The organism is Aeromonas encheleia (assembly GCF_900637545.1).
In the GTDB taxonomy this organism is placed as follows: domain Bacteria; phylum Pseudomonadota; class Gammaproteobacteria; order Enterobacterales; family Aeromonadaceae; genus Aeromonas; species Aeromonas encheleia.
The window spans coordinates 2,461,645-2,473,850 of the sequence record NZ_LR134376.1 but is presented as its reverse complement, the minus strand read 5'-3'; the positions used below and the strand labels follow the sequence as shown (position 1 = coordinate 2,473,850).

Annotated in this window: 9 protein-coding genes and 1 tRNA gene; 4 read left to right on the top strand and 6 right to left on the bottom strand. The window is 61.8% G+C overall.

Going from position 1 to position 12,206, the window contains the following annotated elements; genetic code table 11:
* Positions 1–84 precede the first annotated feature (84 nt).
* Positions 85–540, bottom strand: coding sequence for a YchJ family protein (locus tag EL255_RS11480; RefSeq protein WP_084228277.1), 456 nt, complete (start codon positions 538–540; stop codon positions 85–87).
* Between the two features lie 247 nt (positions 541–787).
* On the opposite strand from EL255_RS11480, the gene EL255_RS11475 reads away from it, so the two are divergent.
* Entirely contained in the window at positions 788–1,999 is a 1,212-nt protein-coding gene (locus tag EL255_RS11475) for an ROK family transcriptional regulator (protein WP_042652310.1), read from the top strand.
* 157 nt (positions 2,000–2,156) lie between these two features.
* Here EL255_RS11475 and EL255_RS11470 read toward each other — a convergent pair whose 3' ends face one another.
* The 3 genes from EL255_RS11470 to EL255_RS11455 all read right to left on the bottom strand — a co-directional run bounded on the left by EL255_RS11470 (position 2,157) and on the right by EL255_RS11455 (position 6,432).
* Positions 2,157–3,542 (bottom strand): MltF family protein, encoded by a 1,386-nt coding sequence (locus EL255_RS11470; RefSeq protein ID WP_408608810.1) that lies wholly within the window; start codon positions 3,540–3,542, stop codon positions 2,157–2,159.
* 356 nt (positions 3,543–3,898) lie between these two features.
* A complete protein-coding gene (locus EL255_RS11465) occupies positions 3,899–5,584 on the bottom strand; it encodes an aspartate:alanine antiporter (RefSeq protein ID WP_042652309.1) in 1,686 nt (561 codons plus the stop codon).
* Positions 5,585–6,356: 772 nt separating this feature from the next.
* Positions 6,357–6,432 (bottom strand) — tRNA-Asn (locus EL255_RS11455).
* Positions 6,433–6,566: 134 nt separating this feature from the next.
* On the opposite strand from EL255_RS11455, the gene uvrB reads away from it, so the two are divergent.
* The 3 genes from uvrB (at position 6,567) to EL255_RS11440 (ending at position 9,667) form a co-directional block, all read left to right on the top strand.
* A complete protein-coding gene (gene uvrB / locus EL255_RS11450) occupies positions 6,567–8,579 on the top strand; it encodes an excinuclease ABC subunit UvrB (RefSeq protein WP_042652308.1) in 2,013 nt (670 codons plus the stop codon).
* Entirely contained in the window at positions 8,576–8,857 is a 282-nt protein-coding gene (locus tag EL255_RS11445; protein WP_042652307.1) for a YkvA family protein, read from the top strand. Before uvrB ends, EL255_RS11445 begins: the two co-directional genes overlap by 4 nt.
* A 156-nt stretch (positions 8,858–9,013) precedes the next feature.
* Positions 9,014–9,667: a DedA family protein gene (locus tag EL255_RS11440; RefSeq protein ID WP_042652306.1), complete on the top strand. Its 654-nt coding sequence runs from the start codon at positions 9,014–9,016 to the stop codon at positions 9,665–9,667.
* A gap of 272 nt (positions 9,668–9,939) precedes the next feature.
* Here EL255_RS11440 and dsbB read toward each other — a convergent pair whose 3' ends face one another.
* Together dsbB and nhaB are read right to left on the bottom strand one after the other, a co-directional pair.
* On the bottom strand, positions 9,940–10,461 hold the full coding sequence (gene dsbB / locus EL255_RS11435) for a disulfide bond formation protein DsbB (RefSeq protein WP_042652305.1): 522 nt from the start codon (positions 10,459–10,461) through the stop codon (positions 9,940–9,942).
* A gap of 86 nt (positions 10,462–10,547) precedes the next feature.
* Complete coding sequence (gene nhaB / locus EL255_RS11430; protein WP_042652304.1) at positions 10,548–12,119, bottom strand: Na(+)/H(+) antiporter NhaB; 1,572 nt, start codon at positions 12,117–12,119, stop codon at positions 10,548–10,550.
* Positions 12,120–12,206: the final 87 nt, after the last annotated feature.

The following is a 12,206-nucleotide window of genomic DNA, read 5'->3' as shown; positions in this document are numbered from 1 at the left end:
GAATGAGCAAATTGTGACTTTTGTCACATAGCCACAACAAGAGAGGGGCCCTGGGGCCCCTCGTCACATGGCGCGCTGCTCAGCTCAGCCGCAGCATTTCTTGTGCTTCTTGCCGCTGCCACAGGGGCAGGGGTCGTTACGGCCGATCTTGAGCGGCGCCGGATCCTGCTCGCCATCGGCGTAGACCCAGCGCCCCTGATGGCGTACGAAGCGGGAGCGCTCATGCAGGCAGTGACGCTCATCCTCCTCCTTGAACCAGGCCTTGAACTCCACCATGCCGGTGTCGTCCGCGGGGCCACCCCGGGCGGCGAGGATCTCCAGCCCATCCCATCGGGTGTCGGTGTGGGAGAGCTGATCCGCCGTCAGACCACCGAGGTGATCAGGGTGCCAGCTGTGTACCAGATAGTCGCCGAGCCCCAGCACGAAGGCGCTGTAGCGCGAGCGCATAAGCTGCTCGGCGCTGGCGGCCGGCTGACCGTCATGGAGTAGGCCGCAGCACAGCGCGAGTGAGAGGGAAGAACCGCAGGGACAGGTGCTCATGAGTCAGCTCGTAGGGTCAATGGTGAGGAGGACGGGATTGTAGCGAAAGGGGCCCCCGCTCGGCCAGCGCTCAACGCCGGTTCGCCAGCCTGGCTAGCATGGGCGATAAATTGCGCCGGCCTGGCTCCCCCTCTCGTTAGCCGTCACGTTTTTGCCGTCAGGTGGGGATTTCCCGCCGGCAAATTTGGGGATCGGCGCAGAATGTGGGAAAATCTGGGCATCCGCTCTTTTCGTTAACCCATACCCTATGAATGAGATCGTGAAAGGCAGTATCGATTTGATCCGTCAGCTCAACTATGGCCTGGTCTATGCCAGCCTGGAGGAGCACAAGGAGCTGTCCCGTACCGATCTGTCCCGTTTGACTGGCCTCTCGCCGGCCAGCATCACCAAGATCACCCGTGAGCTACTCGATGGCGGCCTGGTGGTGACCTGTGGCGAGAGCTCGGTGGGCCGTGGCCGGCGCCAGACCCTGCTGCGCATCAACGAGCGCCGTTTCCAGTTTCTCTCCATGCGCCTCGGCCGTGGCTATGTGGACATGGCCCTGTTCGATCTGGCTGGCCGCTCCCTGGCGCGTCATCGCCACCTGTTCAGCGAGGCGGAGCGCGCCGATCTGCTGGCCAGCCTGGTGCGGGCCATCGACGGTTTCCTGCCGAAGAAGTCCCTGCGGCTGGCCTGCATCGCCCTCTGCCTGCCGGGGCAGGTGGAGCGCCACTCCGGCATGGTGAAGCACTTCCCCTTCTACGATCTGCGCAACTGGCCCCTGGGCCCCACCCTGCAGCAGGCATTTGAGGTGCCGGTGCTGGTGAGCGGCGACGTGCGCACCTGGATCCAGGCCGAGCGCGAATGGGGCGCCGCCAAGAACTGCGCCGATGCGGTGCTGGTGTTTGTGCACAACGACATCGGGGTCGGCATGGTGGTCAACGGCCAGCTCATCGAGAGCGAGTCGGCCCTGCTCGGCGATCTCAGCCATCTGCAGCTCGAGCCCTACGGCCAGCGCTGCTATTGCGGCGGCTTCGGCTGTGCCTGCACCCTGGTGACCAACCAGGCACTGGAGGCGCAATACCGGGATCTGCGCGAGCGCATGCAGGAGCACGATCTGCCGGCGAGCGTCAATATCCGCGAGCTGTGCGAGCTGGCGCTGGCGGGCAACAGCCTGTGCCAGGACATCTTGCATCAGGCCGCCGGCCGGCTCTCCCGGGTGCTCTCCAACCTCATCTGTCTGCTCAACCCGGGCAAGCTGCTGCTGGGGGGGGAGATCACCCGCGCCGATCGGCTGCTGTTCCCCATGCTGCATCAGTCGCTTGCCAGCCAACTGCCGGCCGAGTACCTGGTGCGCCTGCAGATCGAGTCCACCCACTTCTACGAAGACCCCACCAAGCCCACCTCGGTGCAGGTGCACAAGGCCCTGCGCGACGGCAGCCTACTGCTGGATCTGTTGCGAGGTGACAAGGAGGCATGAGACTCGGATTGCAAGGACGCTTCCTTCCTTCCTTCCTTCCTGCCCTGGCCTGCTTGCTGCCATTGACCGGCTCGGCGCGAGCCGCTGTCCATCTTTAACGGAGCTGGGATCTCCTCTTGAACAGAGGAGAGCCCGGCCTGGCGTCACTGGGTCCTGGCTAGGATTTCTCCGCCCCTGAGACCGGCTTGCCCGCCGCTTCCTGCTGCTTGATGGCGTCGGTGGCTTTCTGCTTGAGGGTGACCTGCTCCATCACCAGTTTGTAGGCGATGTAGTACTTGTAGATGTTGCCCACATAGGTCACGGTCTCGGGGCCTATCTTCTCCGCCGCCACGTACTCGACGTTATGGAACCAGACGTTGGGATCCAGCCCCCGCTTCTTGGCCTCGGCGCGCAGCCGTGCCACCCGGGCGGGGCCGGCGTTGTAAGAGGCAAACGAGAACAAGGCCTTGTCGAGGGCGGTCATGGGCTCGTCCGCATAGTAGTGATCGATCATCCAGCGCATGTATTTGACGCCGCCGTGGATGTTCGGCTCGAGCTGACGGATGTCACCCACCTTCAGCCCCTTCCCGGTGGCGGGCATGATCTGCATGATGCCGATGGCGCCGACCCGGCTGCGCGCCTTCTGATTGAGCGCCGACTCCTGATAGCCCTGGGCCGCGATCAGCAGCCAGTCCACGTCGAAGCGCTCCCCATACTGGCGAAACAGCTCCACCACCTGCAGGAATTTCTTGCGCTCGGCCTCGGCGGCGGCGCTCTTGATGAACTTGTTCTGCTTGAGGTAGCGGGCCAGGAGCGCTTCTCCCGTCGACTTGCCCCGCAGCGCGGCAATCTGCTCGTTGAGCATGGCGAGCAGCTGGGGGCTCTCCTTGCGCACCGCCCAGGCGATGATGCCGCCGTCGCGGAACACCGGTTCTTCGTGGATCTGGATAGCCGGGAAGATCTTCTGCCAGAAGCGGGCCTTGTGTTCATCCATGACGATGAAGGGCAGCAAGCCCGCGTTGACCATCTCCACCAGATCTTCATCCTCCAGCACCTCCGAGGCCGGCTGGATGTCGATGAGCGGTTCACCCGCCTCCTTGCGCGCCTGGTTATAGGCGACCAGGCTCTCGAAGTAGCTGGAGGAGGGCCTGACATAGACGCTCTTGCCCCCGAGATCGGCGGCGCTCTCCACCTTGGGGGAGTCCGGCCCCGAGATCAGCAGCTCGCGCACGTTCTCCAGCAGGGGGGCGGTGAATTCCACCCCCTGTTGCCTGCGTTTGTCCGTGATGGTGAGGTTGGCGGCGGCGATGTCACCCTTGCCCTCCATGAGAGCCTGGAGCAGGGCCTCGCGGGCGACCGGGATGAAGACGAAGTTCAGCTTGAGGTGGCGCTTGATGGCCTTGTCTTTGCGCAGTTGCTCGTTCAGCCGTTTTTCAACCTGCATGAAGGCGTCGTAGGTGACCCCCCGTTGCACCCCCTTGTGGATGAAGTAGCCGGTCTTGTTGTAGGTGGTCAGCACCCTGATGGTGCGTCGCTCCAGCATGGCATCGAGATCCCCCAGCATGGGTTTGGCCAGATCCTTGCTGGCGAAGATCAGGGCGCTGCGATCTTCTTCCTCATTCTCCTTGGTCGTTGTCTTGTCGGCGTTGGCACTCCAGGCCGGCGTCAGGGAACCCAGTACCCAGATCATGACAATCCATAAGTATTTCATGACGATCACCTCACTCATTTCATTGAGTGTAAGCGGCGGGCCGAGGGCGCTTTAGCTCATTGGGTTTGATCGCGAGAAGCCGATAGCACGATTCTCACTATCCAAGAGAAGTGGGTCGGCTGACAGGAGGAGAGGGGCGAAGTGCAGCCACAAGAATGAAGAGGGAGCCCGTAGGCTCCCTCTGTTGATATGGAGATGTATATTCCGGGTTAGAACCAGAAGCCGATGATGAAGGAGCCCGCCAGGGTCAGCATCACGTTGGCCACCGCATAGGTGCCGGCGTAGCCGAGCGCCGGAATCGAGCTGTTGGCCGCCTCGTTCACCACGTCCATGGCCGGGGCACAGGTACGGGCCCCCGTGATGGCCCCCAGCAGCAGCGCCGGGTTCATCTTTAGCACCCAGACCCCGAACAGGTAGCCCACCAGCACCGGCAGGGTGGTGACCAGCATGCCCGAGAAGAGCACCACGGCACCGACCTCGCTCAGGTGATCCAGGATGCCGCCACCGGCCTTGAGGCCGGTGCTCACCATGAACACCGCCAGACCCAGATCCTTGGCCAGGCGCAGGGCGCCGGGCGGCACATAGCCGACGGTGGGGTGGTTGGCCCGCAGGTAGCCCATCAGGATCCCCGCCAGCAGCAGGCCGACCGCGTTGCCGAGGCCGAACTCGATCTGGCCGAACACCAGGGAGACGGAGCCGATCAGCAGGCCCAGCACGAAGAAGGTGGTGAAGGCCACCAGATCCGTGGTCTGGCTGTGGATGCTGATGAAGCCTATCTTGTTGGCCAGCAGCTTGACCCGCTGCTTCTCGCCGCTGATCTGCAGCACGTCACCCTTCTGCAGCATGATGTTGCGATCGAACGGCATCTCGATCTGGGAGCGCACCACCCGGTTGAGGAAGCAGCCCTTCTCGGTGAGGTTGAGCTCCACCAGATGGCGACCCACCACCGCATCGTTCTTCACCACTATCTCCTCGGTGACGATCTGCAGATCCAGCAGGTTGCGGTCGAACACCTCCTTGCCGTTGCGGTAGTTGACGTCCAGCTTCTCGTGGCTCTCCGGATAGCCGACCAGGGCGATCTCGTCCCCCTCCTGAATGACTGCGTCGCCATCCGGGCTCGCCAGTATGCCGTTGCGGCGGATCCGCTCAACATAGCAGCCGGTGTGGGGATAGATGCCGGTCTCGCGCAGGGTGCGACCGCCGATCCAGGCCGCGAGCTCGGGGCCGACTCTATAGGCGCGGATGATGGGCAGATAGGTCTTGCGGCTCTCGTTATCGGACAGCCCCCGCTCGCGGGCGATCTTCTGGGCCTCGGTGTTCAGATCCAGCCGGGCCAGGGACGGCAGGTAGCGCACCACCAGCATCAGCCCCACCAGACCCACCAGGTAGGTCAGCGCATAGCCGATCCCCATGTTGTCGAGCACGGACTGCATGTCGGTCTGATGGGGCAGGTTGAGCAGGCCGCTGCGCAGGGCATCCTGGGCCCCGACCAGCGCCGGGGTCGAGGTAAGCGAGCCCGCCAGGATCCCGGCCGCCATGCCGGGCCCCAGGTTGAAGAACTTGGCCAGCCCCACCGTCAGCAGCAAGGCCGTCAGCAGGATCACCAGGGTGAGGGTGATGTAGTGGATGCCGTCGCGCAGGAAGACGCTGAAGAAGTGGGGCCCCGCCTCGATACCGACGCAGAAGATGAACAGCATAAAGCCGACATTCTCCGTGGTGGCGGTGAATTCGAAGCCCATCTGGCCGAACAGCAGGGCGGTGAACAGTACGCCTATGGTGTTGCCAATCTGGAAGTTGCCGAGACGTACCTTGCCCAGCAGCAGGCCGAAGGCCAGTACCACGAACAGCAGCAGGGAGTCGCTTTGGTGTAGCAGAGTCACGAAATCTATGGTCATGCCCGGAAAAACCGAGGAAAAAAGTGGGGCCGATATTGTGCCGTATCCCTCACCAAGAAAGAAGCGCCAAAGCGGATTAATAGACAGTTAAGTGGCCCCCTACCCGCCAGGGGAGCGGAGCGGGAGGCGGCAGGGGCGAAAACCCTCTCTTTCGCACTGCCGATCCCGTTGTCAATTAGTGATTTCTGCTATCGGCGGGGGAGAGGGCTTGGCCCCTGTGGACAATTTATTACCTGCTGCAAGTGGCACATCTGAGCACGCTTTTCAGCATATTTGACTGAGGGGAGCCGGGGGCTGTCCGACACCGTTCCCTGCCATGACCCGGATGGTGACCCATGCCATGAGGCATGGCGAAAAAAGCACAGGACCAAGGGGCCGGAATGTCAGCATTCGACCCATTTAGGGGGGGTGGCAAAAACAGCAGAAAATGGGGACGAGGGGCGCAACCGGTGCCCGGTCGGCGGGACTGGCTGCCAACCTAGGCCGCGACTGGCTTTGGTCGACTTACCCACAGAAACTGTGGATAACCCTGTTCATGAAACTTGGCGATCAGCCTGCAGGCCGCGCCAATACTGGGATGCAAGCACTGTTCAAAAAATACCGGAAGAAAAATGTTTCTATAAAAATCATATAGTTATACGCAGCAGAACAAAACGCTGCTGGTCGGGGGGAGGGGATCAAATGGGAGTGTCGCCGCGAGGGGCGGCTTGTGCATTAAAATCGGCAGAGGAAAGCACTAAAGTGGATAACTTGCACCGAGATGGTGAGGAATTGGCTCCCCCGACTGGACTTGAACCAGTGACATACGGATTAACAGTCCGCCGTTCTACCGACTGAACTACGGGGGAACATCAGGCAAGGAGACGCACTATACAGAGCTCGCTTTTCGGGGTCAATAGCCGCTTGGCCATATGGAGTGGATACCCAGGCCACCCCAAGTCGGAGTACACTTCTCTCTTGCTGTTTTTTGTCCGGAGTCGTCATGAATAAGCCTTTCAAGCTGGCCAGCCAGTTTCAACCCGCGGGGGATCAACCAGAGGCGATCGCCCGGCTGCTCGATGGCATCGAGTCCGGGCTTGCCCACCAGACCCTGCTCGGGGTGACCGGCTCGGGCAAGACCTTCACCATGGCCAACGTGATCGCCACCCTGAACAGGCCCACCATGATATTGGCGCCGAACAAGACCCTGGCGGCCCAGCTCTATGGCGAGATGAAAGAGTTCTTCCCCGAGAACTCGGTGGAGTATTTCGTCTCCTATTACGACTATTACCAGCCGGAAGCCTATGTGCCGACCACGGACACCTTCATCGAGAAGGATGCCTCCATCAACGATCACATAGAGCAGATGCGGCTGTCGGCCACCAAGGCGCTGCTGGAGCGGCGCGACGTGGTGATCGTCGCCTCCGTCTCCGCCATCTATGGTCTGGGGGATCCCCAGGCCTACCTCAGCATGATGCTGCACCTCAAGGTGGGGGACATCATCAACCAGCGGGACATACTGCGCCGCCTCGCCGAGCTGCAATACACCCGCAACGACGTGGCGTTTGGCCGCGGCACCTTCCGGGTGCGCGGGGAGGTGATCGACATCTACCCCGCCGAATCGGATAAGCTGGCGCTGCGGGTGGAGCTGTTCGACGAGGAGGTGGAGCGGCTCTCCCAGTTCGATCCCCTGACCGGGGCCATAGAGCAGACGGTAGTGCGCTACACCATCTATCCCAAGACCCACTACGCCACGCCGCGCGAAACCATCCTGGGTGCCATCGACCACATCAAGGAGGAGCTCAAGGGGCGCCGTGAGCAGTTGCTGAGCCTGGGCAAGCTGGTGGAGGAGCAGCGCATCAGCCAGCGCACCCAGTTCGACATCGAGATGATGCAGGAGCTGGGTTACTGCTCGGGCATCGAAAACTACAGCCGCTATCTGTCGGGACGCGCCCCCGGCGAGCCGCCGCCCACCCTGTTCGACTACCTGCCGGGGGATGGCCTGCTCATCATCGACGAGTCCCACGTCACCGTGCCGCAGATCGGCGCCATGTTCAAAGGGGACAGATCCCGCAAGGAGACCCTGGTGGAGTACGGCTTCCGTCTGCCCTCGGCGCTGGACAACAGACCGCTGAAGTTCGACGAGTTCGAGGCGCTGATGCCGCAGACGGTGTTCGTCTCGGCCACCCCTGGCCCCTACGAGCTGGAGAAGTCCGGTGAGGATGTGGTGCAGCAGGTGGTGCGCCCCACCGGCTTGCTCGATCCACAGATCGAGGTGCGCCCGGTCACCACTCAGGTGGACGATCTGCTGTCCGAGATCCGTCTGCGGGTCGCGGTGGAGGAGCGGGTGCTGGTCACCACCCTCACCAAGCGGATGGCGGAGGACTTGACCGAATACCTGGCGGATCACGACGTGCGGGTGCGCTACCTGCACTCGGACATCGACACCGTCGAGCGGGTGGAGATCATCCGCGATCTGCGGCTCGGCAAGTTCGACGTGCTGGTGGGCATCAACCTGCTGCGGGAAGGGCTCGACATGCCGGAGGTCTCTCTGGTGGCCATCCTGGATGCGGACAAGGAGGGCTTCCTGCGCTCCACCCGCTCCCTCATCCAGACCATAGGCCGCGCCGCCCGCAACCTCAACGGCAGGGTGATCCTGTACGGCGATACCATCACCAACTCCATGAGGGTGGCCATTGAGGAGACGGAGCGGCGCCGTGCCCTGCAGCACGCCCACAACTTGGAACATGGCATCACCCCCAGGGGCCTCAACAAGTCGGTGGGGGACGCGATGGACATGGGCGGCAGCCGCACGGCCGGCAAGGCGGGCAGGGGCGGTCGCAAGGCGGCCGAGCCGCAAGGGGAGTATCATCTTCGCACCGCCAGCGAGATCGCCAAGGAGATCAAACGGATGGAAGAGCAGATGTTCCAGCATGCGCGGGATCTGGAGTTCGAGCAGGCGGCCGCCATGCGGGATCAGATCCAGCGGCTGCGCAGTGAGTTGATCGAAAGTTGAGTGCCGGGTTTGGCAAGAAGCCGAGCGGCAAGCGCTGGCTCCTCTGGCGGCGTCTGCGCCGCCTCTACTTTGGCTTTCGCCACCCGGCGACCCCCTGGTGGGCCAAAGGGCTGGTGATCCTGATCCTGCTCTATGGCATCAGTCCGGTGGATCTCATCCCGGATCTGGTGCCGATCTTCGGCTGGTTCGATGACATCAGCCTGCTGCTGTTGCTGCTCTGGGGCTGGGAGTCCTGCCTGCCGGCGGCGGTCAGGCAGGGGCTGGATGCCCTGGAATAGGCGCGCCTTGTCACCCGGATGCCTCTGCCGATGGCGGGAATTGACGTCGCCACCACCGGGGGCAGGGCTTTCCCCTAGGGCGACCGGCGCCGCTGATTGTGGCGCGCAAGCCATTGGCGTAGACTCCACGCCGTTCACTTCATGGGTATGGAAAAAATGGATCTGATCCTGTTTGCGATTGATTTTATTCTGCACGTCGACGTGCATCTGAAAGAGCTTTTTGAGCACTATGGCGTCTGGGTTTACGCCATCCTGTTCCTCATCATCTTCTGTGAGACCGGCCTGGTGGTGACTCCTTTCCTGCCCGGCGATTCCCTGCTGTTTGCCGCTGGTGCACTCACCGTCGGCAGCGTGCTGGATGTGCATACCCTGGCGGCCGTGCTGATCGTGGCCGCAGTGCTCGGCAACGTGGTGAACTACACCATAGGCCACTTCTTCGGGGAGCAGCTGTTTCGCAATCCGGACTCGAAGATCTTCCGCCGTGACTATCTGGACAAGACCCACGCCTTCTATGCCAAGCACGGTGGCAAGACCATCATCATCACCCGCTTCCTGCCCATAGTGCGTACCTTCGCGCCCTTCGTGGCCGGGATGGGGGCCATGACCTATCCGCGCTTCCTGGCATTCAACCTGGTGGGCGGCCTGCTATGGGTCCTCTCCTTCGTCTATGCGGGCCACTTCTTCGGCAACCTGCCGGTGGTGCGCCATAACTTCACCCTGCTCATCTTCGGCATCATAGTCGTCTCGCTGCTGCCGATGATCGTCGGTATGGTGAAGGCGAGGCGCAGCAGGGGCAAGACCGCCTCCTGAGCGGAACATAGAGCACGAAAAAGGGGAGCCACTGGCTCCCCTTTTTATATGGTGGCGTGTGATTCAGCCGCAGCAGCGGCCCTTGACCAAGTGGCCGACGGCCACCATCAAGAACACCCGCAGGTGGGCGGTGAGGATGGCAACCAGCCAGAGTAGGTGCGGTATGGAGAGGTTGGTACTTCTTTCAGCTAAGGTATGAGATCGCTGTCGACCATCATGTGAAATGTAAAAAGGGAGCCAGTGGCTCCCTTTCTTGTATGGCGGTGTAGGATTCAGCTGCAGCAGCGGCCCTTGACCAGATTGCCGACCGCCACCACCACGAACACCAGCAGGTAGGCGGCGAAGATGACGACCAGCCACTGAGGCATGGAGAAGCTGAGGAACTGCCAGGTGATCTCGCTGCAGTCGCCATCCGGGAAGAACAGCCAGGGAACCCACTGATCGAGCGGGGCCCAGCTTGGAAAGTCAACAAAGCCTTCGCATACATTGAAGGGGGAGGGGTTTATCTGGTAATCCACATGCTTGAGTGCCAGTTTCAGGCCCCAGAAGGCGCTATAACCCCACAACAAGAGGGCGCTCCAACGCAGATACCACTTTTCTGGCGCCACCATGCCGAGCAGGCCGGCAGCGAACACCCCGAGGATGGCGATCCGCTCATAGATACACATGACGCAGGGGTGCAGACCCAGCACATGCTGGAAGAAGAGGGCGCACAGCTCGAAGCTGAGGGCGGAGGCGGCCAGCAACCCCCAGGCCAGACGATGGCTGGCAATACGACGCAGAAATTCGATCATCTGATTGATCTCACTGATAAAAATAGTGGCTGAATTAGAGCAGAGCAGGCCCTAAAAGGAAAGGGCCCCCATGGGCCCTTCCATCATCAATGTGACGCCGGTGCCAGGGCCGGCATGGCGGCGCCCTGCGTCAGCCAGCCGGCCTGATAGAACCATTCGGTGGCAGGTGCGAGCAGCTGTTCCACCGCGAAGAACCCCACCAGCCCCAGCACAATGGTGTAGGGCAGCGCCATCCAGACCATGCGACCGTAAGAGAGTCGCAGCAAGGGGGCAATGGCCGAGGTCAGCATGAACAGGAAGGCGGCCTGGCCGTTGGGGGTGGCGACGGAAGGCAGGTTGGTGCCGGTGTTGATGGCGACCGCCAGCAGATCGAAATGTTCGCGGCTGATGGCGCCATTGAGCAGCGCCGTCTTCACCTCGTTGATGTAGACGGTGCCGACGAAGACGTTGTCGCTCACCATGGAGAGCAGGCCGTTAGCCAGATAGAAGAGGGCGAGCTGATCCTCCGGCTTGGCGGCCAGCACCCACTGGATCACCGGCTTGAACAGCTGCTGATCGATGATCACCGCCACCACGCTGAAGAAGACGGTGAGCAGGGCGGTGAAGGGCAGTGCCTCATGGAAGGCCTTGCCGAGGGCATGTTCCTCGGTGACGCCGGTAAAGGAGGTGGCCAGGACGATGACGGTCAGGCCGATCAGGCCGACGGCGGCCAGGTGCAGGGCCAGCCCGGTGATCAGCCAGAGCGCGATCAGGGCCTGGACGACCAGTTTGGCCTTCTCTTGCGGGGAGCGCTGGGCATCTTCGTCACGCCCGTAGGCTTCCATGATGCGGCGCACGGGTTCGGGCAGCTTGGTGCCATAGCCAAACCAGCGGCACTTCTCCACCAGGATGCAGGTGAGCAGGCCACAGAGGAAGACCGGGATGGTCACCGGGGCCATGCGAATGGCGAACTCGCCAAAATGCCAGCCGGCCTGCTCCCCTATGATGAGGTTCTGTGGCTCGCCCACCAGGGTGCAGACACCCCCGAGAGCCGTCCCGATGGCGGCATGCATCATCAGGCTGCGCAGGAAGCCGCGAAACTCATTCAGATGCTGGCGGGTCAGCTCGTCGATCCCCTCGTCATTGTGCAAGTTACCGGACTCATCACTCGATGACACCTTGTGGTAGATGGCGTAGAAACCGGTGGCGACGCTGATCACCACGGCGATCACGGTCAGGGCATCGAGGAAGGCGGACAGGAAGGCCGATACCAGGCAGAACGCGAGGGAGAGGAGCGTCTTGGAGTAGATGCGGATCAGCATCTTGGTGAAGACATAGAGCAGCAGCTGCTTCATGAAGTAGATGCCGGCCACCATGAACACCAGCAGCAGCAGCACCTCGATATTGGCAACCAGCTCGTGCTTGACCTGGTTGGCCGAGGTCATGCCGATCAGCACCGCCTCGATGGCCAGCAGGCCGCCTGGCTGCAGCGGGTAGCACTTGAGCGCCATGGCCAGGGTGAAGATGAACTCGACGACCAGCAACCAGCCTGCCAGGAAGGGATCATAGTGGAAGACGATAGGATTGATCAGCAGGAATGAGACGATGGCAAGTTTGTACCACCGGGGGGCATTGCCCAAAAAATTCTTTGCAAACGCGCGCCCTAGGCTGATTGGCATAATGATGGTTCTCTGTTCTGTTGATTGGTATCTGCGTCAATGCAGTCGAGCTTCCGGATATTCACCTTTATCAAATTAATTGCACAT